The organism is Mesoflavibacter sp. CH_XMU1404-2, assembly GCF_037029465.1.
Lineage (GTDB): Bacteria > Bacteroidota > Bacteroidia > Flavobacteriales > Flavobacteriaceae > Mesoflavibacter.
Genome location: NZ_JAYMEM010000009.1, coordinates 131,375 through 156,674, shown reverse-complemented (window position 1 = coordinate 156,674; position 25,300 = coordinate 131,375). Strand labels below are relative to the sequence as shown.

The 25,300-nt window shown below is 30.6% G+C and carries 21 protein-coding genes; 10 read left to right on the top strand and 11 right to left on the bottom strand.

Going from position 1 to position 25,300, the window contains the following annotated elements; translation table 11 throughout:
* Nucleotide 1: 1 nt before the first annotated feature.
* The 5 genes from mfd (at nucleotide 2) to WA327_RS06640 (ending at nucleotide 7,051) form a co-directional block, all read left to right on the top strand.
* Nucleotides 2-3,340, top strand: coding sequence for a transcription-repair coupling factor (gene mfd / locus WA327_RS06660; protein ID WP_336067896.1), 3,339 nt, complete (start codon nucleotides 2-4; stop codon nucleotides 3,338-3,340).
* A gap of 30 nt (nucleotides 3,341-3,370) precedes the next feature.
* On the top strand, nucleotides 3,371-4,717 hold the full coding sequence (locus WA327_RS06655) for a TlpA disulfide reductase family protein (protein WP_336067894.1): 1,347 nt from the start codon (nucleotides 3,371-3,373) through the stop codon (nucleotides 4,715-4,717).
* A gap of 8 nt (nucleotides 4,718-4,725) precedes the next feature.
* Entirely contained in the window at nucleotides 4,726-5,316 is a 591-nt protein-coding gene (locus WA327_RS06650; RefSeq protein WP_336067890.1) for a Crp/Fnr family transcriptional regulator, read from the top strand.
* 72 nt (nucleotides 5,317-5,388) lie between these two features.
* Nucleotides 5,389-6,657, top strand: a complete 1,269-nt coding sequence (locus tag WA327_RS06645) for a M20/M25/M40 family metallo-hydrolase (RefSeq protein WP_336067888.1) — start codon at nucleotides 5,389-5,391, stop codon at nucleotides 6,655-6,657.
* A 43-nt stretch (nucleotides 6,658-6,700) separates the two neighbouring features.
* The gene (locus tag WA327_RS06640; RefSeq protein WP_336067887.1) at nucleotides 6,701-7,051 is read left to right on the top strand and encodes a DUF2200 domain-containing protein; all 351 of its coding nucleotides are present in this window, start codon (nucleotides 6,701-6,703) and stop codon (nucleotides 7,049-7,051) included.
* Here the strand turns inward: WA327_RS06640 and WA327_RS06635 are convergent.
* Nucleotides 7,048-7,407: a YraN family protein gene (locus WA327_RS06635; RefSeq protein WP_336067885.1), complete on the bottom strand. Its 360-nt coding sequence runs from the start codon at nucleotides 7,405-7,407 to the stop codon at nucleotides 7,048-7,050. The genes WA327_RS06640 and WA327_RS06635 overlap by 4 nt on opposite strands.
* 2 nt (nucleotides 7,408-7,409) lie before the next feature.
* The gene (locus tag WA327_RS06630) at nucleotides 7,410-8,426 is read right to left on the bottom strand and encodes an LD-carboxypeptidase (RefSeq protein ID WP_336067883.1); all 1,017 of its coding nucleotides are present in this window, start codon (nucleotides 8,424-8,426) and stop codon (nucleotides 7,410-7,412) included.
* Nucleotides 8,427-8,498: 72 nt separating this feature from the next.
* Here WA327_RS06630 and metG point away from each other — a divergent pair, with 72 nt between their 5' ends.
* From metG to WA327_RS06615, 3 genes are all read left to right on the top strand, one after another.
* On the top strand, nucleotides 8,499-10,556 hold the full coding sequence (gene metG, locus WA327_RS06625) for a methionine--tRNA ligase (RefSeq protein WP_336067881.1): 2,058 nt from the start codon (nucleotides 8,499-8,501) through the stop codon (nucleotides 10,554-10,556).
* Between the two features lie 166 nt (nucleotides 10,557-10,722).
* Entirely contained in the window at nucleotides 10,723-11,193 is a 471-nt protein-coding gene (locus WA327_RS06620; protein ID WP_336067878.1) for a lipocalin, read from the top strand.
* Between the two features lie 11 nt (nucleotides 11,194-11,204).
* On the top strand, nucleotides 11,205-11,906 hold the full coding sequence (locus WA327_RS06615; protein WP_336067876.1) for an OmpA family protein: 702 nt from the start codon (nucleotides 11,205-11,207) through the stop codon (nucleotides 11,904-11,906).
* A gap of 53 nt (nucleotides 11,907-11,959) precedes the next feature.
* On the opposite strand, the gene WA327_RS06610 is transcribed toward WA327_RS06615, so the two are convergent.
* The 6 genes from WA327_RS06610 to WA327_RS06585 form a co-directional block, all read right to left on the bottom strand.
* Complete coding sequence (locus WA327_RS06610) at nucleotides 11,960-12,583, bottom strand: hypothetical protein (RefSeq protein ID WP_336067874.1); 624 nt, start codon at nucleotides 12,581-12,583, stop codon at nucleotides 11,960-11,962.
* A 39-nt stretch (nucleotides 12,584-12,622) separates the two neighbouring features.
* On the bottom strand, nucleotides 12,623-13,636 hold the full coding sequence (locus WA327_RS06605) for a hypothetical protein (protein WP_336067872.1): 1,014 nt from the start codon (nucleotides 13,634-13,636) through the stop codon (nucleotides 12,623-12,625).
* Between the two features lie 64 nt (nucleotides 13,637-13,700).
* Nucleotides 13,701-14,150, bottom strand: a complete 450-nt coding sequence (locus tag WA327_RS06600) for a hypothetical protein (RefSeq protein WP_336067868.1) — start codon at nucleotides 14,148-14,150, stop codon at nucleotides 13,701-13,703.
* A 27-nt stretch (nucleotides 14,151-14,177) separates the two neighbouring features.
* Nucleotides 14,178-16,085, bottom strand: coding sequence for a hypothetical protein (locus tag WA327_RS06595; protein ID WP_336067865.1), 1,908 nt, complete (start codon nucleotides 16,083-16,085; stop codon nucleotides 14,178-14,180).
* A gap of 132 nt (nucleotides 16,086-16,217) precedes the next feature.
* Nucleotides 16,218-18,464 (bottom strand): hypothetical protein, encoded by a 2,247-nt coding sequence (locus WA327_RS06590; RefSeq protein ID WP_336067862.1) that lies wholly within the window; start codon nucleotides 18,462-18,464, stop codon nucleotides 16,218-16,220.
* Between the two features lie 6 nt (nucleotides 18,465-18,470).
* A complete protein-coding gene (locus WA327_RS06585) occupies nucleotides 18,471-18,908 on the bottom strand; it encodes a hypothetical protein (RefSeq protein ID WP_336067859.1) in 438 nt (145 codons plus the stop codon).
* Nucleotides 18,909-19,148: 240 nt separating this feature from the next.
* On the opposite strand from WA327_RS06585, the gene WA327_RS06580 reads away from it, so the two are divergent.
* A complete protein-coding gene (locus WA327_RS06580) occupies nucleotides 19,149-19,976 on the top strand; it encodes a T9SS type A sorting domain-containing protein (protein ID WP_336067856.1) in 828 nt (275 codons plus the stop codon).
* A 46-nt stretch (nucleotides 19,977-20,022) separates the two neighbouring features.
* Here WA327_RS06580 and WA327_RS06575 read toward each other — a convergent pair whose 3' ends face one another.
* Nucleotides 20,023-22,548: an alkaline phosphatase family protein gene (locus WA327_RS06575; RefSeq protein ID WP_336067854.1), complete on the bottom strand. Its 2,526-nt coding sequence runs from the start codon at nucleotides 22,546-22,548 to the stop codon at nucleotides 20,023-20,025.
* Nucleotides 22,535-22,678 (bottom strand): hypothetical protein, encoded by a 144-nt coding sequence (locus tag WA327_RS06570; RefSeq protein ID WP_336067852.1) that lies wholly within the window; start codon nucleotides 22,676-22,678, stop codon nucleotides 22,535-22,537. Before WA327_RS06570 ends, WA327_RS06575 begins: the two co-directional genes overlap by 14 nt.
* 90 nt (nucleotides 22,679-22,768) lie before the next feature.
* On the opposite strand from WA327_RS06570, the gene WA327_RS06565 reads away from it, so the two are divergent.
* Complete coding sequence (locus WA327_RS06565; RefSeq protein ID WP_336067851.1) at nucleotides 22,769-24,904, top strand: Tex family protein; 2,136 nt, start codon at nucleotides 22,769-22,771, stop codon at nucleotides 24,902-24,904.
* Here WA327_RS06565 and WA327_RS06560 read toward each other — a convergent pair.
* On the bottom strand, nucleotides 24,901-25,275 hold the full coding sequence (locus tag WA327_RS06560; protein ID WP_336067848.1) for a hypothetical protein: 375 nt from the start codon (nucleotides 25,273-25,275) through the stop codon (nucleotides 24,901-24,903). The two genes, WA327_RS06565 and WA327_RS06560, sit on opposite strands and share 4 nt — an antisense overlap.
* Between the last annotated feature and the right edge of the window lie 25 nt (nucleotides 25,276-25,300).

The window sequence follows — 25,300 nt, the reverse complement described above, 5'->3', positions numbered from 1 at the left end:
GGTGAGTAAATCTAACATCTCGCAAGCCTATTTACAATCTTTGCAAACGCAAAAATTGCAAACTGCTATTGCCCTACCTAAAAGTAAAACACATGTTAAAGGATTAGTAGGATCTTCGGTTTCGTTTATAATTTCACAAATTTTTAAACAATCCGAATTACCATTTTTACTAATATTTCAAGATAAAGAAGAAGCTGCTTTCTATTTAAACGATTTAGAACATTTAATAAATAAAAACGATGTTTTATTTTATCCAGGAAGCTATCGCAGACCTTACCAAATTGAAGAAACAGATAACGCCAACGTTTTACTTCGTGCAGAAGTTTTAAACCGTATAAACTCACGTAAAAAACCTGCTATAATTGTTACGTATCCAGATGCGCTTTTTGAAAAAGTTGTGACTAGAAAAGAGCTAGAACGTAATACACTAAAAATTACCGTAAACGATAATTTATCTATAGATTTTGTAAACGAAGTCTTGTTTGAATACAAATTTAAACGTGTAGATTTTGTTACAGAACCTGGAGAATTTTCGGTACGTGGTGGTATTGTAGATGTGTTTTCCTTTAGTCACGACCAACCATATCGTATAGAATTTTTTGGTGACGAAGTAGACAGCATTCGTACCTTTGATGTAGAAACACAATTATCTACAGAGCAAATTAAAAAAATTAGTATTATTCCTAATGTTGCTAATAAACTAATTGAAGAAAAAAGGCAAAGCTTTTTACAATACATCGCTCAAAAAACAGTTGTTTTTGGGAAAAATTTCGATTTAACTTTTAACAGAATAGACGATTTTTTCAATAAAGCTCAAACTGCATTTAACAACTTATCTACCGAGCTTAAACACGCCAAACCAAATGAGCTTTTTTCAAATTCTGAAACCTTAAAAAAAGAATTATTAGATTTTAGCATCGTAGAATTTGGGACAACATCTGTTTTTAAAGCAGAGCAATTTGTAAAGTTTGACACTGTACCTCAACCTGCATTTAACAAACAATTTAATTTATTAATAGATAATTTAAATGCTAATCACGACAAAGGTTACACCAATTATATTACTTGCGTAAGCGAACAACAAGCAAAGCGTTTTCATGATATTTTTGAAGACGTTGATGGCAATGTACATTATCAAACAATTGTACAACCTTTATATCAAGGTTTTATAGATCACGACTTAAAAATGGTGGTTTATACTGACCACCAAATTTTTGAACGTTACCATAAATTTCATCTTAAAAATGGCTATGCAAAAAAACAAGCCATTACCCTAAAAGAACTTACAAATCTAGATATTGGCGATTATGTAACACATATAGATCATGGTATTGGTAAGTTTGGCGGACTACAAAAAATTGATGTAGATGGTAAAAAACAAGAAGCTATAAAATTAGTGTATGGCGAGCGTGATGTGTTATACCTAAGCATTCACTCTTTGCATAAAATAACTAAATTTAATGGTAAAGATGGTGCGCCACCAAAAATCTACAAATTAGGTAGTAAAGCTTGGAAAACCCTTAAAGAAAAAACCAAATCTAGAGTTAAGCATGTTGCTTTCAACTTAATAAAACTATACGCAAAACGTAAGTTAAAAAAAGGATTTCAATATAAGCCTGATAGTTATTTACAGCATGAGTTAGAAGCTTCATTTTTATATGAAGATACGCCAGATCAAGTTACTGCTACTGCAGATATTAAAGCCGATATGGAAAGCGAAAGACCAATGGATAGATTGGTTTGTGGCGATGTTGGTTTTGGTAAAACAGAAGTTGCTATTCGCGCCGCATTTAAAGCTGTAGATAATGGCAAACAAGTTGCTGTTTTAGTACCAACAACCATTTTAGCGTTTCAACATCATAAAACATTTAGTGAGCGTTTAAAAGAATTTCCTATAACTGTAGATTATGTTAACCGTTTTAAAACCGCTAAAGAAAAACGTGAAACCTTAGAAAAACTAGAAAAAGGGCACGTAGATATTATTATTGGTACACATCAACTGGTTAATAAAAGTGTAAAATTTAAAGATTTAGGCCTTTTAATTGTTGACGAAGAACAAAAATTTGGAGTTGCTGTAAAAGAAAAACTTAAAAGCATCAAAGAAAACGTAGACGTACTTACGCTAACTGCAACACCAATTCCGCGTACGCTTCAATTTAGTTTAATGGCAGCAAGAGATTTGTCGGTAATTACAACGCCGCCACCAAACCGTTATCCTATTGAAAGCCATGTTATTCGTTTTAGCGAAGAAACCATAAGAGATGCTGTAAGTTATGAGATAGAACGTGGCGGACAAGTGTTTTTTATTCATAATCGCATTGAAAATATTAAGGAAGTTGCAGGTATGATTCAGCGATTGGTACCAGATGCAAAAATTGGTATTGGTCACGGACAGTTAGAAGGAAAAAAACTAGAGCAATTAATGCTAGATTTTATGAATGGAGCATTTGACGTTTTAGTAAGTACAACAATTATTGAAAGTGGATTAGACGTATCTAACGCTAACACCATTTTTATTAATAATGCAAACAATTTTGGTTTAAGCGATTTACACCAAATGCGTGGTCGTGTTGGTCGAAGCAATAAAAAAGCGTTCTGTTATTTTATTACACCTGACTATCACGCCATGACTACAGACGCGAGAAAACGTATACAAGCATTAGAACAATTTACAGAGCTTGGTAGCGGATTTAATATTGCAATGAAAGATTTAGAAATTCGTGGTGCAGGAGATTTACTAGGTGGCGAACAAAGTGGTTTTATAAATGAAATTGGTTTTGACACCTATCAAAAAATCTTAAACGAAGCTATTGAAGAGCTTAAGGAAAACGAATTTAAAGACTTATATGACGAACCTGAAGATAAAAAGCAATACGTAAAAGATATCACTATTGATACCGATTTTGAACTTCTTTTCCCAGATGATTACGTCAATAGCATAACCGAAAGATTAAACCTTTACACCACTTTAAATAACATAAAAACCGAAGAAGAACTTGTAACTTTTGAAAGCCAATTAGTAGACCGTTTTGGCGAGCTTCCAACACAAGTTATAGACCTTTTAAACAGTGTTAGAATAAAGTGGATTGCAACAAAGTTAGGTATAGAAAAAGTGATGATGAAAAAAGGCAAACTTATTGGCTATTTTATTAATGACCAACAAAGTAGTTTTTATCAAAGTAAAAACTTTACTAAACTACTGCAATACGTGCAAACACATCCGCAGTCATGTAAAATGAAAGAAAAAGAAACCAGAAATGGTTTACGCCTATTACTTACTTTTGATAATATAAAATCTGTAGACAAAGCACTTCAAGTATTAAAACCTATTTTGGAATAATTTTTGTCACTTGATTAAAAAATAAAGACCATGCTTAAAAAGTTAATTTTTGTATTTGCAACACTGCCAATTTTCGCTTTGGCACAGCATACTGTAAAAGGTAAATTTCCAAACACAGACGATTTTAAATTCGCTTTCTTGTACCAAGTTACTACACAAACTAGCAAGTTTGTTAACAACGCAGAAATTAAGGAAGATGGCACCTTTACATTCACTTTAGATAAAAATCAACCTACCGGAACATATCGTATTGTATACAATCAACCACAGGACCAATATAATTTTGACTTTTTATATAACAATGAAGATATAGAGTTGACCTACGATTTTGATAACGGTTTAACTTTTATTAAATCTGAAGAAAATAAGCTTTGGAATTCTTACAACAAAAGCATTCAATTAGTTGGGAATAGCCTTAACAACTTTTACATGAAAGGCGAAAACAACGAAGAAGACTTTAATAAAATCATACAAATTTTACAAAACACACAAACCGAGTTTGAAAAAGCTGCTGAAGGTAAAATGGCTCTTAATTTCATTACTGCAAGCAAACCATACATTCCTTCAAAATATGTAGATGCGCAAACATTTTCAGAGTTGGCAAAAGCAGATTATTTTAAGCACATCAACTTTAGTAATCCAGTTTTACAAAATTCAAATTTCCTAATAGAAGCTACACTAAATTATATCTACAATTTTATACATCAAGAGCAAATTAATGCTTCTTACATTACAAATATTGATACTGCTGTAAACGCAATTGGTAACAATCCAGAAGTTAAAAAAGTAATTTTAGAAGTACTATACTATCAGTTTTCTTATGAAAATATAGAATCTGTAGCCAATCATATTGCAATAACATATTTATTAGACATTGCTAAAGCAGATAACGACACTGAATTGTACAATGATTTAATCTATTTTAAAAATGCATCTATCGGTAATAAAGGTTACGATTTTGACATTGTAATCTATGATGAAGAAGGTAAAGCAACCGTAAAAAAAATGCACGATTTAGATGAAGCTGAAAATTATCTTATTGTGTTTTGGAGTACAACTTGTTCTCATTGTTTAGAAGAAATTCCGCAACTTCTCGAATATGTAAAAACTATAAATCCAGAACAATTAAAAGTTATAGCTATTGCATTAGACGAAGACCGTTACCGTTGGAAAGAAATGATTAAGAAGTATCCAGAATTTTATCACGTTTTTGGCGAAGGTAAATGGGATAATCCAATTGGCGATAATTACAATGTTAAAGCCACACCAAGCTATTTTGTGTTAGATAAAAATAAAGTAATTATTAAAAAACCTTATGACTTTGAAGCTTTTAAGGATTATTTTTCTGAAATTAAGGCTATAAAATCAAAAGATTAAACCTATAAATGTCTAAGACTTCAAACAAACATTTTCAACTATATTTTAATCAGTTTGAATATGCTTCAAATGAAGAGAAAGACTTTATAGCTAAAGACTTAGGCTTGATTACCTTAAAAAAAGGTGATTGTTTTCTTAAAGCAGGAAAAACTCAAGATAAAATGGGTTTTATTTCAGAAGGTTTAATAAGACGATTTTACATTAACGAGAAAGGTAATAAAATAACAACAGGATTTACTAAAGAGTTAGAGTTTGTTACAGATTACCCTGCGTTTATACGTCAAATCCCAACAAAGTATTTTTTGCAGTGTTTAGAGCCAACAACCATCGTTACACTTCCCTATCAAACCATTCAAGATAGCTATAGTAAATTTAAAAATAGTGACACTCAAGGAAGATTAATTGCAGAAAAAGTGCTTACCATTTTAAGTGATAGAGTTGAAAGCTTTTTATTTAATACAGCAGAAGAAAGATATTTAAAATTTATATCTGAAAATCCTGATCTTTTGCAAAGAATTAGCCTTACCCATCTATCCTCTTTTTTAGGTATAGAAAGACAATCTTTAAGCAGAATTAGAAAAAATATTGTCCAAAAATAATTATGTCACAAATGTGACAGGTCTATTTTCAATAACTGCTTCATCTTTGTCTAAACAACAAAATAAAACGTTATGAAATCTTACTTTTTATCTAAAAAACACTTCATCTTTTTTGTATTTATTTCTGCTTTTAGTTTTGGACAAAACTCAGACCAAATTCATCAAAAAATAGGATATCAAACAGAATCTATTTTTAATAATCTAATCGAAATAAGAAACGATTTAAACAGCCATCCTGAGATATCAGGTAACGAAAAAAGAACTTCAGAAGTAATAGAACTACAATTAAAAAATCTAGGTCTAGAAGTATATACAAACATTGGTGGTTATGGTGTTATTGGTATTCTTAAAACCAATAGAAAAGGAAAAAAAATTGCTTGGAGAGCAGATATTGATGCTTTACCACATCTTTCAGAAAAAAATTTAAATTATAGTGATGCAAAACATCTTTGCGGTCATGATGTAAACACAACCATTGCGCTTGGCATTGCTAATATTTTAGCACAAAACAAAGACAACTTATCAGGTACTGTTTACTTTGTTTTTCAACCTTCAGAAGAAACTCTTAAAGGAGCCAAAGCTATGATAAAAGATAATTTGCTTAGCCTAATAAACCCTGATGAAATATATGCATTACATATTGCACCAATGCCAGAAGGAATTGTAGCAACTAAGCCAGAAAATATTTTTGCTGACTATAAAAAAATAAACATTACTATTAAAAATTCTGCTTTAGATGAGGTTGTTGACTTCACAAAAAATCAAATTTTAAAACTTCAAAACATATCTAAAGACAGTAAATTTTGGGATAACAAAAGCTTACTAGAACCTAATATTGGTTTAGGAAACCCAAATACAATTTTTAAAAACTACATTACTGTAGATTCAAATTTTAAGGTATCAAAAGGAGAGAAAGAGACAAAGATTACAAATAGCATAAGTGTTTCTAATTTAAAATTGATTGACTCAATCAAAAAGAAAATAAAAGACAGCTTTAAAGAGTCTAAATATGCTAATCAATTAATAGATATTTCTTTTGAAAACAAAGTTGAATTAGTTATTAATGACAACAAACTTACTTCTAAAGCTATAAAAACAATATCTAATATTTACCCCAATAATATCATCACTCTACATGGTGAAATACCTGATGGACGTAGTGATGATTTTTCAGTATTTCAACAAAAGATTCCTGGAGTATATTTTTTATTAGGAGCTTCAAACTTTGAAAAAGGAATTATATCAATGCCACATTCTCCAAGTTTTTCAATTGATGAAAATAGTATAAAAACAGGTGTTAAATATTTTTCTTCTTTAATTTATGAAAGAACAAAAGCTTAAAAAAATAAACTATATTATGCTTTCAATTAAATAATCTTCTATCATGAAAAAAAACCGAGTCTTTGCAATGTCATTTGCTAGTGTGTATCCTCATTACATTGCAAAAGTTGAGAAAAAAGGAAAGACAAAAGAAGATCTTCACACTATTATTACATGGCTTACTGGCTATACCGATACAGACATTAAAAATATCATTGACAATAAAACAAACTTTGAAACCTTTTTTGAAAAAGCCCCACAACTTAACCCTAATGTTGATAAAATTAAAGGTCTAATTTGTGGTTACCGTGTTGAAGACATTGAAGATCCTTTAATGCAAAAAATTAGATATTTAGACAAACTAATTGACGAACTTGCTAGAGGAAAAAAAATGGAAAGTATCTTAAGGTCTTAAAAAAAGTAAAAAGCATCTTCTAAATGCTCAATTTTAAATTCCTTTTTTTCTTTTACAATAGCTATAATATCAAATCTTACTTCGACATCTAAACCGTTTACAGTCACATATTCATCAACTGCTTTTACTAGATTTTTTATTTGTTTTGGTTTTACAAAATCTTGCGGATTTCCAAAATCTGCTGTAGATCTTGTTTTAACTTCAATGATGGCTAAAATGTCTTTTTTTTGAGCAATAATATCGACTTCAGCCTTATTAAAACGGTAGTTTCTTTCAACTATATCGTAGCCATTTTCAACTAAAAAATCGACTGCAAGTTGTTCCCCTTTTTTACCAAGCTCATTGTGACTAGCCATGACTATTCAAATACAAGTGTAGATTTTGCTTTTTCAACTTTTAAAGTTGCTTTTCTACCTAAAATTAAAGCTCTATTATCATCTTCGTGTCCTGCTGGCATATTAAACGCAATTGGGAAATCATAATCGCCAAGTGCATCTAAAATAAGCTGTTCTATTGATGTTCCCCAAAGGGTTGTGTTTTTTCTTAGCCTGGTCATATCACCAACAATCACACCTTTACAATTATCAAAATAACCAGCGCGCTTTAGACTTTGTAACATACGATCTATGTGGTATTTGTACTCGCCAATTTCTTCTATAAATAATATTTTCCCTGAAGTATCAATGCTAGTTTTACTACCTAACATAGTGTGTAATATGGTTAAGTTTCCACCAACAATTGGTGCTGTAACTTCACCGGTTTGATTATAATTTGAACCTTCTAAAGTATAACTTAAAGTTTCACCAAAAATTGCTTTTTTAAACGTAGCAATAGTTTGCTCTATTTCACTTTCATCTTTAGGTAAACTTACGCACATCATAGCGTGTAAACTTTGTACGCCTAAATTATGTATTTGATTGTGTAACGCCGTAATATCACTATATCCAATAATCCATTTTGGCTGTTTTAAAAATTTAGTGTAATCTAATTTATCCAAAATTCTAACCGTACCGTATCCACCACGTGCGCACCAAATAGCTTTTATGTTTGGATTGTCTAATGCATTTTGTAAGTCTTCACAACGCTCTTGATCTGTGCCTGCAAAATGATTGTCTTGACTAAAAACATGCTCACCTACAACCACATTTAACTGCCAACGTTTTAGCAGTTGTTTAGCATGCTCAACTTCGTCTTTTCTGTTTTTTAAAATACCAGAAGGCGCAACAATTGCAACCGTATCTCCTGCCTTTAAATATGGTGGTTGTATCAAATTAGTAACTTGTTTTTGATTTTGGTTATTCTGAGCAATTAAGGTTTTATTTCCTACAAAAAGAAAAACCAGTAAAATAATTATAGTATATCTGTTTTTTGACATATTGTAAATGTACATTTTTTTTCTAAATCGCCCTTAAAATGTGTATTTTTACGGCTTCAAAAAGATTTTAAGATGTCAAAAAGATATACAATTACTGCTGCTTTACCTTATACTAACGGTCCTATTCATATTGGGCATTTAGCTGGTGTTTATGTTCCAGCAGATATTTATGCACGTTATAAGCGTCTAACCGGTAACGATGTTGCTTTTATCTGCGGAAGTGACGAGCATGGTGTACCAATTACTATAAAAGCAAAAAATGAAGGTGTTACACCACAAGAAATTGTAGACAGATATCATAAAATTATTAAAGATTCTTTTGAAGAATTTGGTATTAGCTTTGATAATTACTCACGTACATCGGCGAAAATTCATCATGATACCGCTTCAGAATTTTTCAAAACCTTATACGATAAAAACGAATTTGTAGAAGAAGTTACAGAGCAATTATACGACGAAGAGGCTAAACAATTTTTAGCCGATCGTTTTGTGATTGGAACTTGTCCAAAATGTGGTAACGAAGAAAGTTATGGTGATCAATGCGAAAAATGCGGTACATCGCACAACGCCACAGATTTAATCAATCCAAAATCTGCAATAACAGGCAATACACCAACTTTAAAAGAAACAAAGCACTGGTTTTTACCATTAAATAAACACGAAAACTTTTTACGCGAATGGATTTTAAAAGGTCATAAAAAAGACTGGAAACCAAACGTGTATGGACAAGTAAAATCTTGGATAGACGATGGTTTACGTCCGCGTGCAGTAACACGTGATTTAGATTGGGGAATTCCTGTTCCTGTAGAAGGTGGTGAAGGGAAAGTACTTTACGTTTGGTTTGATGCGCCAATTGGTTACATCTCTTCTACTAAAGAATGGGCAGAACGCGAAGGAAAAGATTGGGAACCATATTGGAAAGACCAAGACACTAAATTAGTTCACTTTATTGGTAAAGATAATATTGTGTTTCACTGTATTATTTTCCCGTCTATGTTAAAAGCAGAAGGTAGCTACATTTTACCGGACAATGTACCTGCTAACGAATTTTTAAATTTAGAAGGCAATAAATTATCAACCTCAAAAAATTGGGCAGTTTGGTTACCAGAATACCTAAAAGATTTTCCTGGTAAACAAGATGTTTTGCGCTACACTTTAACCGCTAACGCACCAGAAACCAAGGATAACGATTTTACATGGAAAGATTTTCAAGCCAGAAACAACAACGAACTTGTTGCTATTTTTGGTAACTTTATTAACCGTGTTGTCGTTTTAACTAACAAATATTATAATGGTATTGTGCCAACGCCTTCAACATTTACAGCAATAGATGAAGAGACGTTAGCTGCTGTAAAAGCCTATCCTGCGGTTATTGAAAGCTCTTTAGAACGTTACCGTTTTAGAGAAGCAAGTCAAGAACTTATGAATTTAGCACGACTTGGTAATAAATATCTTGCAGACGAAGAACCTTGGAAGTTAGTAAAAACTGATGAAGCACGTACACAAACCATCATGTATGTAGCATTACAAATTGCTAGTGCTTTAGCCACATTATCAGAACCATTTTTACCATTTACTTCAACTAAATTGAAAAACATTCTTTGTCACGCTGAGCTTGTCGAAGCGCAAACTTGGAGTGACATTTCAACCAAAGACGTTTTATTACCAGCTAATCACAAAATAGGTAAAAGCGAATTGCTATTTAATAAAATTGAAGACTCAGAAATTCAAGCACAATTAGATAAATTAGAAGCTAGTAAAAAAGCTAACGAAGCTGCAAACAAAAAAGTAGAACCACAAAAAGACACTATTACTTTTGACGATTTTACAAAGTTAGATTTGCGCGTTGGAACTATAATTGAAGCTGAAAAAATGCCAAAAGCCAAAAAATTACTGGTTTTAAAAGTAGATACAGGCATTGATGTACGCACTATTGTTTCTGGTATTGCCGAGAGTTTTACTGCAGAAGAAGTTGTTGGTAAACAAGTAACGGTTTTAGTTAACCTAGCACCAAGAGCTTTACGTGGTGTAGAAAGTGAAGGTATGATTTTAATGACCGAAACAGCAGAAGGCAAATTAGTGTTTGTAAATCCTGATACCACGGTTAAAAATGGATTACAGATTAGTTAACAACTGTTAAAAATAATTTCAGTTAAAAACTTAAAAACCTCAACAAACATCTACCTTAAGTAGGTGTTTGTTTTGTTTTAGTCATATGATAAACTTGTCTTAATTAGTCGTCTAAAAGGTGATGGTTTTCGTAATTTATAATAGTTACAAACCAAAAACCATTACTATGAAACGACTAATTTTATTATTAGTGACTTTAAGTATTATCTCTTGTGGAACACCAAAAACCGTAAGAGAATCTAAAAAAGTCATTAAAGGCGATTGGGTATTAAACTCAATTACTTACAACCAAACAGGTACTTTTAACGTTACACTTTTCAACGATGCTTCAAAATCTTGTTTTGAAGGTAGTACTTGGCAATTTATTCCAAATAACAATACTGGAGTCTATACAATAAACTCGACTGGATGTATGTCTGGCGAAAGAAACTTTGTGTTTACCATACAAGAAGTAAGTCCAGAAATGGGATTATATGATTTCTTATTAAAACCAACTGACGAGAAACATAATTCAGAAAACAACCAAGGTTACAGAGTTAATCTTTCTCAATTATCTGACACTAACATGCAATGGAAACAAACCGTTAGACTAGACGGACAACCATTTGTAATTACTATGAACTTTACTAAACTTTAAAATTAACAACCATGAAAAATATAATGAATAAACTAGAAATATTTAGCCTTACCGTTTTGATGTGTATTGGCTTAACCAATTGTAATGCAGTAAAAAACGCAAATAATAAACAAAAAGGTGGCGTTATTGGTGCTACAAGTGGCGCTGTAGTAGGAGCTATAATTGGAAACAATGTAGGTAAAGGTGGAAATGGAGAACTTGGTGCTGTTATTGGTGGAGTTGTAGGTGGTACTGCAGGTGTATTAATTGGTGCAAAAATGGACAAACAAGCACAAAAAATTGAAGAAGAAATACCAGGAGCACAGGTAGAACGTGTTGACAACGGAATTGTAGTTACTTTTGACGAAAATAGTGGTGTTTATTTTGCTACAGACAAATACAATATTAATAGTGCATCACAACAAACACTTAATAAATTAATAGGTGTATTTAAAGAATATCCAGATACTAACTTACTAGTTGTTGGTCATACAGATAGTGTTGGATCTGAAGATTATAACATGACACTTTCTAAAAACCGTGCGTATGCAGTAACTAATTACTTAACTAGCAATGGAATTAGCAGCACGAGATTAACAACAAATTGGTTTGGAGAAACCCAACCAATGCATGATAACAGTACAGCTGAAGGACGTGCAAAAAACAGAAGAGTTAATATTGCTATTCTACCTAATGAAAAAATGATACAAGACGCGCAAAATGAGTCTAATTAATAATTATCCACATTATAAAAATGAGGCATGGTTTATTAAATCATGCCTCATTTTTATTTATATCGTATTCTAAGATATAAAGCAAGAGCTCTTATCATTAAAAACGGAAAAATAATAAGTACAGAACCAAGTAAATTAGTTGGAGTAAATGTTTCTGGGAAGTTACGCACAATAAAAAGCATAAGAATAACCCCTAAAATAATAGATACATGAAGCACCAACATGTTTGGTGTAAAAGATCCAAAACTGACTTTAACTGGTGTTTGTTTTATGTGTAGCAAAATACGCTCTACAACCACAAATAAAAGATTGATATTAAAAAACCAATTTCTAAAGAATAGCACTTTCATATTGGTAAAAATGAGCACATCATTATTCCAATTTGCCATAAACCCAAAAAAGACAACAATAAAAATAAAATAAACTCCCATTTGTATAATAGAACCAAAAATGGACGTTGTATTATTGCTGGCTAGTACAGCGTTTTTATTTCTTTTGAAAAAAATTCTATCAATAATTATTCTAATAAATTCATTCCACCAGAAAAATAAAATCACATAAAACACGGTCGTTTGTCCGCTCCAAACAGATAGTGCTGTAAGCAATGTAAACACTAAAAAATCCCATTGAGAATAATATTTTAATGGTTTTTCTAAAATAGAAGAAGAGCTATTCATATGATTTTATATTTTATTGAAATATTATGAAAGATTTTTTTAATTGTTTAATTCATCTATACTAACGTCGTACAATATATTAACAAAAGAAGCTTTGTGTAAAAGTACGTTTTGAGGCGCTTGTACTTGATTGTAAATATGCTCTGACACATTAAAAACACCGTTACTAGTTTTTATTTGAAAAGCTGTAGAGTGTCTGTTTGAAGTTGTCTTTAGCTTATCTATGACCTCAACCCTATTTATTGTTTTTAAATACCCATTTCGTTTAAACTTTGCGTATTGATTAATTTGAATTAATACTTTAATTGAATAGTACACAAACGCAAAAATTAATGGTATTAGAAATATAAAAAGACCTTTCCAAAGTATAAATAGTAAGACTGTAATTGGTATTAGATATATTAGGTTTTTTCTTATTTTTTTGAAGAATATTTTTTTGACTAATTCAATGTCCTTTTCTCTCATAGGAAGAGATTTTTCTAAATTATCAAAATTTTGCTTTCTTATTATTGAATTATACGACTCTATTGTTTCTGTATTTTTTTCTAAAACATTAAATGCTAAAACTTCCTTTTTTTTAGGACTAACTTCTAGGTAAACTTTTTCATTAATTTTTACCTGAGAAAACTGTTTATAGTTAACACTGTGTTGTTTATTCTCTATTGTAATGTAATAATGTGTTTGCGTATTTTTACGTGAAGAACCATTTCTATGAGATCCACCACTATTATGTCGTGCAGAAGAAGACGTGTGTTTATTTATTCTCTTATCGGTGACAATGCCAGTATAGCAATGTTTTATACCTTTTTTTAAATCAAGATAAGTACTCCAAAAAAAATAAGATATAAATAGTGCAAAAATTAGGGCGAAAGCTGTAAAAATAAAAACAGGAATATTTCCCATTTGACCTGTTGACAACACAAAATTATAAATGAAGAAAAAAATAGCACCAGCAAAAACACCAAATACTATAATATATACATATTGACGCTTAAGCTTTTTTCTATCTTGTAATGATAGCGGTTTGACTTCATATAAATTTTGAGATGTCATTTAATTTAGATTTCTGTTTTATGAATTGTATAGAATATTAAATTAAAAGTAATTTGTATTTATTTTAATTGTTTTTATTAGCATTATCCATTTGCTTTTGTTTATTTAAATGTCTCTTTGCATTTAATTCTATTGACATTTTTATATCAGAGGATATATTGTTTAAAACATAATTCATAGCGTCCTTATTAGCAACCATTAAAATTCTAAAAACCAGATATGGATTAACAGTATAGAGTTCATTTATAACGTATAATAATTTTTCATTTTGTACATATGAAGGCACCTTATATTTATTGAACGATTTCCCCATTTCGGTAACATATTGCGCAACATTATCTTGATTGTTGTTAAAGGAATCAATAAATGCTTCGGCTTCTGCAGAAAGTAATTTATTGCCTTTGTTAACTTTAGAAAGTTTATCGTAAGGTGAATTTGTTTTTTCTTGTTGTGAATAAACATTTACGCTTAAGATTAAAGTAAACAAGTAAAATATATTTTTAAGTGTTTTCATAAGAATGGGTATGTTAGGAGTATTAATTTAAAATGTTAATTGTCTATTACCAGTGACATTTGCTGGGATATTTATTATTCCTTTACCATTACAAACAGGGCAAGTAACCGTCTCATAACGATCGAAAACTGTTTCTTTAACGGTGTACTTTATTGGGTCGCTTTTGCGAGTGATATAATAATAATCAACTATGGCTCCATCAACCTTTCTAACAGTTGTTGTATTTCGAGGGATAGACTTATTTACATCAATTTCTTTATACTTTTTTCGAGTAATGGTTTTGGGGCAAAAGCTGGTAGTAGATGTTTTTGTTGAATAAAAAACATATATAGGTCCTGAGTTTTTATCTATCCATACAGGTTTATTATAGTCTCCCATAACTTTAATGGCTTTTTTTGATGTATTTACTTCTAAAACTTTTACTCGACGGTTAATTTTGCTTATATAGATATAAGAATTGTAAGTAAAAACTTCTGTAAAAGGTATCTCACCATGATAAACACTTTTTTTATGACTAAGTGGTTCGTGAAGGTCCATGTAGGCAAAACCTTCAACCGGTATATGTTTCCATCGATTACCATTTATATATGTTTTTCTTGCATTATCAATATTTAATTCTCGCCCTTCTACTAATATGCCGTTATCAAAAACGCCTGCAGCACCTTTTACCCTAGCAGCAAACGCTTGATAATCTTCATCTTGGTTTCTTGGGTAACTTGAATATTGATCATTATAGAGTCTGGTTATATTTACCTTATAACCCATTCCGTGTAATTTCCCGTCTTTAAAAGTGCCTACTTCTAGATATGAATGATCTCCTTTAAAAATAGAATCGGTTGTATGAAATTTGATGCCATAACCATTAAGATTTGTAGTGTCTTTACTATGAAGATAACCATCCATTGTAGGCCAATATATAGTTTTGCTTTCTTCTTTTTTGTTTAACAAGTCAGAATTAGGATAATAATTCATCTTAACAGACAAGTTATTAAGTAGACTATCTATTTGTGGTTTATCAGATTCATTTGCGGGTATAGTCATTTCTACTTCGCCATCAACAACCAAAGCCCATTGGTACGGTGTTTCTGACCATGGTTTTTCTAAAAAAAACACGCCTCCATTACCATACTCCATAAATAGTGTAGGCATAAAGCCTGTAAATAGCCCTTTACCACGCGCATCATAAGTGCCAAGCGTAGAAAAACCTATATATTTGTGACCATTTTCAAAATTAATTATAGAGGTCTCTTTAGCCATTGGTGAAATATAGTAAGAGCTAGTGTATGGGTATGAAGGGTATATTGAATTATAGAAAGATAAACCAGGACTTTTTGGTATTATAGCATTTAATAATAAATCATATTCGCCATTAGGTCTTTTAATGGTTATGCTGTTGTATTGACCAGACTCGTCTAATTCTTCACTATAAAGGACACTACCATCTTCATAATATAAATTACCTTCAGGTTTAATAATAAACCCTTCAATATCTTCTATGCTAGCAAACAGTTGACCATTACTTTTGTAACGAATATCTGAAGTAGGCTTAATAGCTACACTTGAGTATCTTGGTGTTTTAAGACCTTCTCCATAAGATTTATTTTTATCTATATAGAGCTTACCTGATGTAGTAAGCCATCTACCTCCCAAAATAAAAGTAATCTCATCATAATTCTTCTTATTTTTTTTAAAAGCTAAATACTCTCCATCAACTCTTATAGTGTTATTGTTAACTAACTTACTGTAAGCAGACCATGAAAGTCGTTTTAGTTCTTTAAACTCTTCTAATTTTTTATTACTTAAAAGGTAATATTCCTGAAAAATACCTTCCTGATTTAATCCTTCGTTTAATCTATTTTGAGCAGGTGTCCCGATAGTTTTTAAACAGAAAATTAGCAAGACAACTAATTTTAGGCGTAGTGGATTGTTTTTCATAAAATATGAGTTTGTTTTTATTAAATTAAATAAAAAACTAAGAAAATTGTATTTCTATAATAGGTTTGAAAAATTGACTGAATCTATTATTTTAATCTACCATTCAATAAGATAAATGTTTTATAAAATTAATTAATACTTGTCTTTTAAAATACCGTTAGACCAGATACCATAACTATCAACATTTTTAGTTTTATTAAAATATACACCAAAACCATCCCTTTTTCCATTTGTAAAAGATCCGAAATATCTTGTATCTTCTAGTTTATAGTTTTCGTCCCCTAAACCATTGGCTTTACCGTTATAATATTCACCTATGTAAACATTTCCACTTTTCCATATATAACTTCCTATATGATGTCTCTTGCTATTTGAGAAAAACCCAAAATAAATATCACCATTAGAATAAAAATACATACCGAAACCATCTTTACAGTTTCCTGAGCAATAATTTACTTTTTTATTATTTATAAAATCTTGGGTTAACAAATTAGTAGTTAGTTTTCCGTTTTGATAATAACCTGCTTCTGTAACTTTATTATCCTTAGCATAATAGCCATAACCATGCTGCTTGCCTTGTTTCCATTGACCAATGTACATGCTGCCAGTGTTTTGCCATTTATAAAAGCCATAACCTTCTCTAAGTCCATTTACAAAATTACCTTCGTAGTACCCTGATTCTTTTATAAAATTTTGAAACCCGTAACCGTTTACTTTTCCGTTTTTAAATATGGCTTTTAACGTATAAGTATCTGTTTTATATTCTCCATAACCATTATTACAGTCTCCAGAAACGCAACCTGAATTAGAGTTACTTGTTGTAATACTTTTTGATGAAGTTGATGGTTGTGGAGCATTAATTTGTTCTACATCACCTGTACTTCTATTTATTTTTACAGCTTTGCCCACAACTTCAGCATTATTAAACTTCCCAAAATAAATGTAATCTGAATTTGAAACATGACCGATTCCTGTTGGCTCTCCATTTAAATCAAACTGACCTGCATAAAAAGTATTAGTAGCTTTCCATCTTCTTACTCCTGCTTTATATGGCTTACTACCTTTAAAAAAGCCTATATAAGAATCTTGATTATTGTATGTAATAGATCCAAAACCATCTTTACAATTACCAGTGCATGAATTGCTTATTTTTTTATTTAAATAATCTTGACCTAAATTTGTTATTAATTTACCATCTTGATATATACCTGCTTCTGAAGTTATATTGTCTTTAGTTAAATAACCATAACCATTTATTTTATTATTTTTCCACTCTCCATAATACATAGAATTAGTAGATTTCCATGTGTATATACCATACCCATCTCTTTCACCATTTGTGAAATTACCTGAATAATTATCACCATTACTAAAAATTTGATTTGCAAAACCGTTGGCTTTACCATTCTCAAAAAAACCTGTTACAGTCATATTATCTAGTTTATATTGTCCGTAGCCATTATTGCAGTCTCCAGATACACAACCAGTATCTGTAACTGTATTTTCTTGTATTTTACTTTCTATACCGTTATAGTAAGTTATTTCTACTTGGTCCATATTTTTATCTATTATTTTAGAATATCGTTCTCTTAGATTTCCAAATTGGTCATAACGCGTGGTTATTGCGCTTTTTTTATATGCTTGATAACCATTAGCAGAAAATTTTAAATGATCAGGGTTTCTGTAAAACACATGTACTTCTCCTCTAGTTAATGATCCTTTTGCCGAAAAACCTTTTCCCATAGGCTCTCCATCTTTAAATAAGTTAATTTCGACTTCTAAAATATCATTATCTAATTTGGTATAGTTAAGTTTATAAACTTTTTCAGTACCTAAATTACTTTTACTTGTTTCTTCAATTAATTGTCCTTGTTGATTGTATTTAAATGTTCTAAAATCATTTGGACTACCATCTGGATTAATAGTCTTAATGGACACTAATCGTTTATAATTATCGTAGTTAAACTGAGTCGTGTAGTTGTTTTCTCTGCTTATTTTTTTTGAAATTAAACCATCTTGATTATATACTACATAATATTCTCTAGGATATTTAATTTCTCCTTTACTGTCTATTGAATATTCTTTTATAGTTTCAATTTTTCCTGGACTTGAATATATATATTCTGTCTTATTTTTAAAGGCTTTACCTGCTGCAGATGTTAGCTTTTGAGTTAAATAACCATCTTTATTAAAATCTAAGTAAAATAATTTTTCAACAAAATCAATTTTATAAAATTGCTTTAAAGTGCCATTTAAATTGTAATGATTAAGTGTATAATATTCTGCAGCTGGATTAAGTGGTGCATTTTGCCAATCTATGGTTTGTGAATTTGCGCTTACTACAAAAAGTAAAATTAAACTAGCTAATATATATTTCATCTTAAATTATTTAGTGGTTACAAACTCTTCAGTAAAATTATCGTCCCATTTAAAGGCATTTACAATCCAACCATTTTTGTTCTTATAATAAGTAAATATTAGTCGTACGCCTGTATTTTCGTATTGGATTAAGTAGGTTTCGCGTTTAGCAATATCTCCTATACTTTCATCTTTTACTTTTAAATAATTAAATGGTGCTCCAAAACGAGTACTAATTATATTAGTGTATTTTATAATTTTTTCTTTTAAAGTTTCTATCTCGTTTTGCGGTATTGGCCAGTATGGCGTTAGTTTTTGAAAAGCTTCATTTATTCTATTTTGCTTAAAAAGTGTCGTCACTTCTACAGACATTTGCTTAGTACTTGACACATCTTTTAATAGCTTGGTTTGAGAAATTGTTTGAAAAGAAATAAAGCAGGTTAAGATTAATAGTAAATGTTTCATTTTAAATATAATTATGGTTTAAAACAAAACTAGGTTTAAAGAAGACTAAAAACTATACGATAGATGACGTATTTTTTAAAGTTTTATCATTAACTATTAAAACAATTTAAAGTAAATTAATTTTTAACTCTCTTAAAATATTAATTCTACAAAAAAGAAACTTTTTAACACATAAACTATTTTGATGAACTAAAAATTTGTTTACTTTTAATTATTAATCACTATTAACTTAACTAGCTTATGAAAAAAACTACATCTCTAAATTTATCAAAAAAATTAGCTTCGTATGGTGCTTTGACCGCGTCTATAATTGGTGTTGCTGATGCAAGTGGACAATCTATTATTTATACCGATGTTGATCCTGACTTTAGTGGTACAGGTGGAAGTGAATACCTATTAGACATTGACAATAATGGTACAAATGATTTTAGAATACATGCACAAATTAGTTCTTATTATAGTAATTTGTATTTACAACCTTTAACAGCAAGTAACGAAGCTTTAGGTAGTGGTGGAGCAACTTACGCTTATCCTTTTGCTCTTTCTAATAATGACGTTATCTCTTCTGGTGCAGGATCTTGGTTTAATAATAGTTTTTCTAATGGAGCTATGTCTTTAAATTATTATGGTTGCTCTTTTGGAAACTGGTGTAATACCACAGATGGCTACCTTGGATTAAGATTTAATATTGCTGGGTCTGGTATACATTATGGCTGGATTAGATTAGATGTTGGTGGTAGTGGCTCAAGTTGGACAATTAAAGATTATGCTTACCATGATACACCAGGATCAAGCATTTTAGCAGGACAGCAATCTTTAAGTGTTGAAGGTTTTGAAGCACAAAATCAAGTTAAAATTGTTGCTTTAAATCAAACTATAGGTCTTTACAATTTACCTAATGCAACTAACTATAATGTTTTTAATATGGCCGGTAAGTTGGTAATGAATGGAACTACTGAAAACTCAGAACATGTTATTGAAGCAAATAACATTGCTTCTGGTGTTTACATTCTTGAGTTAACAGACCAAAATACAAATGCTGTAATCAGAAAGAAAGTAGCATTGTAATTCAGAAATAGAGAATAAAAAAAGCGGTGATAAATCACCGCTTTTTTTATTCTCTATTTCTGTATAAACTTCTATCTACACAGCTTCGCATAGATTCTAAATCTAGTTTTAAACCTAAAAAGTTTTTAATATTATTTGATACTTCTTCTGTATTATACAAAGCATCTTTATAATCTACATAAATAAGCTCTACACTTGGTTCTTTTTCTTTCCAAACTTCTACTTGATTTAATAGTTTAGTATATCCATTATATAATTTAGTTGGTAATACTTCTGGATCTTTGCCTATCATTTTTTGCTGAGATTTAATAACTTCATTTATATTTCTATTCATAAAAATGATTTTATATCTATACTTTGGATCTAAAAACTTTAGTAATGGCGCTACTATTTTTACTGATTTATTTTGAGCTTTATGCAACCAAGTATTGTCTTTATGAAGACTCATAACTGGATCATATTCTAAATAACCCTTAGGGTTAGAAACATCTGCTTTACGATTATCATCTGTTAATGTAATTAATCCTCCTTTATCAAGCATTTGCATCATTAGTGATGTGCCCGATCTTGGTAAACCAGAAACAATAACTATTTGATTTTCTCTAAAAACACCAGTTTTTTTATCTTTTAATTGTAATAGGTCTTCTTTCTTTTCTTCAATATTTTCTAATGCTTTTTCTGCTCTGTGATGAGCTCTAGGCTTTAGCTTCATTGCTGTTTCATAAGCTATTTTAGCATTATCTAAATCTCCTAATTTTTCTAATGCTTCTCCTAAAGTATAATGAGCATTAGAAAAATATTTAACTAATTCTATTGCTGTTAAAGCATGATCTACAGCTTCTTCAGGGTTGTTTAATCTTAAAAAACTAACAGCAATAGCTTGGTGATACTTTGCGTTTTCAACTTCAAATTTTAAAGCGTTTTCAAATGCATGGTTTGCATCTTCATATTTATCTAAACGCATATATATTTTACCTATTTGAAACCAAACTTCTCCATTAGGTTTTGCTTCTTTTGCTTTTGTCAAAACACTTAAAGCTTCATTTACTTTGTTTTTACTTAGAAGAATTTTTGCCTCAGAGAAATAAGTATTTATACTAAACTTTTTATCTCGTGTCCTTAGTTCATTTAAATAGATTTCTGCTAAATCATACTCTTCTTCATTTAAGCTAATTGAAAGTAAATCCATGTAATAAGGAATGATATCTACTGGATCTTTTTCTTTTATTAACTCTAATAAAATTGACTTAGCGTTTTGATAGTCTTGTTTACCAATATACACTCTAGCTAAATTATGTTTTAAATCACATTTAACCTTTAAAATTGAAGTTTCGATATTATCATCAGGTTTCTCTATATAACCTAACTCAATAAGCTGTTTCATGGTTTGCTCATCGTCTAACACACCATCTTCTTTATTTACTTCTAACTCAGCAAAATCACCTTTAACTGTCTCCCAAGTATCAATAAACTTAGGTGGGTTTATTTCTTTAAAAATATCTAAAGCCACTTTACCATCCATATCTTTACCAATTGGTAAATCATACATGTTTAAAATTGTTGGAGCTATATCTACTAGACTTAAACCAAAGACTTTTTCATTAGCTTTAATATTTGGTCCCTTAGCCACAAAAATACCAAATTGTCTGTGCTCTAAAGCTGGAGCTGCTTGGTATTTAGGCATGTTCAAAATTCTTTTATTACCAGATTCGTATCCGTGATCTGACATAATGATAACCGTAGTGTCTTCATCTACCAACTCCATAGTTCTTTCCAACATCATATCCTGAAAACGGTATGCGCTATTAACACAGTCTTTATATAGTTCGAACAAATGATTTGGAATTTGCTTTAATTTAGGTGGATGAAACTTCATAAAGGCATGACAAAAATGATCTACTAAATCATAATAAATTGCCATAAAATCCCATTCTGTAGTACGCATAACATTTGTTGCAGCATTATGAACAGAAACGTTTTCTGCCATTATCTTTGCAAAGGTTTCCAGAGACTTATCTTTTTCTTGATCAATCTGACCTGCATTAGGTATAAAAGGAAGTATGTGTGCTTCTGTCAACTCATAAGGAAACAGTCTTAAGTCTTTTATTTCCTTAACCAAACTTTCAGGATGAATGGTTCCTTTAAGTATAGGGTTTTTCATTTTTGGGTCTTTACTAACCTTCTGAAATTTATCAGAAACCACTACACCATCTATGGGTTCTGCTGGAAAACTTGGCCACCAACCTACTAAATTACTTTTAAGACCTTGGTTATGAAAAATATTCCATAAAGCTCTTGATTTTCTTGAGTTAACTGTTACAGGTCTTACGCCTTTTAAATCTGGCATAACCTCTAAAAAACCTAAAATTCCGTGTTTATCTGGTGTTTTTCCTGTTGCAACAGTCGTCCATAACATTGGAGAATATGGTGGATTCATAGTACTCATATTACCATAAACACCATTATCAATTATTTTTTTTAAGGCAGGCATTTGTCCTTTAGCCATTAATGGTCCAATAATTTTCCAATCTGCTGCATCCCAACCTATAAGTAAGACCTTATTTTTTTTCATTAGAAGATTTTAAATTATTTACTTTTCTTACCTCTCGCCAAGCTCTAACACCTATATCTCCTAAAGCTAAGATGCCTAATGATCCTTTAATAGGTATCTTAAATGGTTCTCCTTTTTTTTGCTTACTCATACTTTTATTTTAGTCCCTATAAAAGTAACCAAAAATCAATTGTTATATTATATTATATTTACCAAAATTCTAAAAAACATAAGCTTTTAAATGGTCAAACAGCAACTTATTCAGTTTATAAAAAACAAGTCTAATCTTGATGAAATCTCAATAAAAAATACCGTTAATCTTTTAAATCAAGATTGTACAGTACCTTTTATTTCTAGATACCGTAAAGAAGCAACTGGTAATTTAGATGAAGTTGAAATCGGCGCAATTGTTAAGTATAAAGAAGAATTTGAAACACTAGAAAAACGTAAAGCAACCATACTAAAAGCACTAGAAGAACAAGATGTTTTAACTGACGAATTAAAAACAAAAGTTGAATCTTGTCAAGACAGTACTACTCTAGAAGATTTATATCTACCCTTCAAAAAGAGCCGAAAAACTAAAGCCGTAACTGCTAGAAAAAATGGATTAGAACCATTAGCAAAAATCATAATGAGTCAAAATGCTAATGATGTAGAAAACATAGCAGTTAAGTATATAAAAGGAGATATAACATCTACAGAAGACGCTTTAGAAGGCGCAAGACATATAATTGCCGAGTGGATTAACGAGCGTACAGATATTAGGACTAGTTTAAGACAACAATTAGAGCGTTATGCTATGATTTCCACGAAAGTGGTAAAAACAAAAAAAGAAAATGAAGAGGCTCAAAAATTTAAAGATTATTTTGATTGGGAAGAAAGCCTAAATCGCATACTATCGCACAGATTATTAGCTATTCTTAGAGCTGAAAAAGAAGGCTTTATTCGTGTGAAAATTGAAATTGACAATGACCGCGCGCTAGAACGTATAGATCGAAAAATTATAAAATCTGACAACGCTTGTGCCGATCAAATAGAATTAGCAATAACCGATGCTTACAAACGATTATTACTACCATCTTTAAGTAACGAAGCACTACAAAATGCCAAAGAAAAAGCAGATGACGAAGCAATAAACATCTTTGCCAAAAATTTAAAACAATTATTATTAGGATCGCCTTTAGGCGAAAAACGTGTTTTGGCTATAGATCCTGGTTTTAGAACAGGATGTAAAGTAGTTTGTTTAGATGAAAAAGGTGATTTAAAACACAACGAAACTATTTATCCGCATGCGCCAAAAAACGACCAAATTGGTGCCTTAAAAAAGTTGAGTACATTAACTGAAGCTTACCAAATAGAAGCTATTGCTATTGGTAACGGAACAGCATCTAGAGAAACCGAAGCTTTGGTTAGAAAAATTAGATTTAAAACCGATGTGCAAGTTTTTGTGGTTAGCGAAGTTGGTGCAAGTATCTATTCGGCATCAAAAATTGCACGAGAAGAATTCCCTAATTACGATGTAACCGTTCGTGGATCTGTATCCATTGGGCGACGTCTTCAAGATCCTTTAGCCGAATTGGTAAAGATAGATGCCAAATCTATTGGTGTTGGACAATACCAACACGATGTAGACCAAAATAAATTGCAAAAGCAATTAGATGTTGTGGTAGAAAATTGTGTAAATGCAGTTGGTGTAAATATAAATACTGCAAGTAAAAGTTTATTAAGTTACGTGTCTGGAATTGGTCCAAAATTAGCAGAAAACATAGTCAACTATAGAAGCGAAAAAGGTGCTTTTTCTAGTAGAAAAGACATTAAAAATGTACCAAGATTAGGCGACAAAGCATTTGAGCAAGGCGTTGGTTTTTTAAGAATTAAAGATGGAGATAATCCGTTAGATGATTCTGCTGTACATCCAGAAAGTTATGCTATTGTTGAAAAAATGGCAAAAGATGAAAGTGTTTCGGTAAAAGAATTGATAGGTAATACATCTACTTTAAAAAAGATTAATTTAAAAAAATACATTTCAGAAGACGTTGGTCTTTTAACTTTAGAAGACATTGTGAAAGAACTTGAAAAACCAGGTTTAGATATACGTGAGCAGGCAAAAGTTTTCACTTTTAATCAAAACATTAAAACGATTGAAGATTTACGAGAAGGACAATTATTACCTGGAATTGTAAATAATATCACTGCGTTTGGTTGCTTTGTAGATGTTGGTATTAAAGAAAGCGGTTTAATACATGTCTCTAACTTATCAGACAGTTTTGTAAAAGATGTTAACGAGTATGTACACTTACACCAGCAGATTATTGTTAAGGTGTTGAGTATTGATATTCCGCGAAAGCGAATACAATTACAGCTATATAAATCTTAAAAAGCTTTTAATATTATTATACCTAGAACTGTACAAATAACAGGTAATAACAAAAGTATACTTATGCTATAACTATTTTTACTTTTGTTGAATTTTGCGTTTAAAACCTTTCTGCTTTTACCGTTGTATTTCATCCAGTTTTTTAAATGAAGCACTATTGAAAATATGATGAATAATGTCCACATATTAGAAATAGACATTGTTTTAACATGCATTTTACTAAGAAATGTTACAAAAAACACACCTACAACAAACAATAAAGCGATTTGAAGAAGTGAAATGTATATTAAAGCAATACTATTAGCTTTTTGCTTAAACTTAGGTTTAAATGCAGAAAATATAGCAAAGAAAAACTGGTCAAATGTTGTCATGAGTTTATATAAAAAAACCTGCTAA

What these genes read in the sequence shown, in the direction of transcription:
- WA327_RS06655 (WP_336067894.1), top strand. Translation starts at nt 3,371, where the DNA reads ATGCTTAAAAAGTTAATTTTTGTATTTGCAACACTGCCAATTTTCGCT.
- WA327_RS06650 (WP_336067890.1), top strand. Translation starts at nt 4,726, where the DNA reads ATGTCTAAGACTTCAAACAAACATTTTCAACTATATTTTAATCAGTTT.
- WA327_RS06645 (WP_336067888.1), top strand. Translation starts at nt 5,389, where the DNA reads ATGAAATCTTACTTTTTATCTAAAAAACACTTCATCTTTTTTGTATTT.
- WA327_RS06640 (WP_336067887.1), top strand. Translation starts at nt 6,701, where the DNA reads ATGAAAAAAAACCGAGTCTTTGCAATGTCATTTGCTAGTGTGTATCCT.
- WA327_RS06635 (WP_336067885.1), bottom strand. Translation starts at nt 7,407, where the DNA reads ATGGCTAGTCACAATGAGCTTGGTAAAAAAGGGGAACAACTTGCAGTC.
- WA327_RS06630 (WP_336067883.1), bottom strand. Translation starts at nt 8,426, where the DNA reads ATGTCAAAAAACAGATATACTATAATTATTTTACTGGTTTTTCTTTTT.
- metG (WP_336067881.1), top strand. Translation starts at nt 8,499, where the DNA reads ATGTCAAAAAGATATACAATTACTGCTGCTTTACCTTATACTAACGGT.
- WA327_RS06620 (WP_336067878.1), top strand. Translation starts at nt 10,723, where the DNA reads ATGAAACGACTAATTTTATTATTAGTGACTTTAAGTATTATCTCTTGT.
- WA327_RS06615 (WP_336067876.1), top strand. Translation starts at nt 11,205, where the DNA reads ATGAAAAATATAATGAATAAACTAGAAATATTTAGCCTTACCGTTTTG.
- WA327_RS06610 (WP_336067874.1), bottom strand. Translation starts at nt 12,583, where the DNA reads ATGAATAGCTCTTCTTCTATTTTAGAAAAACCATTAAAATATTATTCT.
- WA327_RS06605 (WP_336067872.1), bottom strand. Translation starts at nt 13,636, where the DNA reads ATGACATCTCAAAATTTATATGAAGTCAAACCGCTATCATTACAAGAT.
- WA327_RS06600 (WP_336067868.1), bottom strand. Translation starts at nt 14,150, where the DNA reads ATGAAAACACTTAAAAATATATTTTACTTGTTTACTTTAATCTTAAGC.
- WA327_RS06595 (WP_336067865.1), bottom strand. Translation starts at nt 16,085, where the DNA reads ATGAAAAACAATCCACTACGCCTAAAATTAGTTGTCTTGCTAATTTTC.
- WA327_RS06590 (WP_336067862.1), bottom strand. Translation starts at nt 18,464, where the DNA reads ATGAAATATATATTAGCTAGTTTAATTTTACTTTTTGTAGTAAGCGCA.
- WA327_RS06585 (WP_336067859.1), bottom strand. Translation starts at nt 18,908, where the DNA reads ATGAAACATTTACTATTAATCTTAACCTGCTTTATTTCTTTTCAAACA.
- WA327_RS06580 (WP_336067856.1), top strand. Translation starts at nt 19,149, where the DNA reads ATGAAAAAAACTACATCTCTAAATTTATCAAAAAAATTAGCTTCGTAT.
- WA327_RS06575 (WP_336067854.1), bottom strand. Translation starts at nt 22,548, where the DNA reads ATGAAAAAAAATAAGGTCTTACTTATAGGTTGGGATGCAGCAGATTGG.
- WA327_RS06570 (WP_336067852.1), bottom strand. Translation starts at nt 22,678, where the DNA reads ATGAGTAAGCAAAAAAAAGGAGAACCATTTAAGATACCTATTAAAGGA.
- WA327_RS06565 (WP_336067851.1), top strand. Translation starts at nt 22,769, where the DNA reads ATGGTCAAACAGCAACTTATTCAGTTTATAAAAAACAAGTCTAATCTT.
- WA327_RS06560 (WP_336067848.1), bottom strand. Translation starts at nt 25,275, where the DNA reads ATGACAACATTTGACCAGTTTTTCTTTGCTATATTTTCTGCATTTAAA.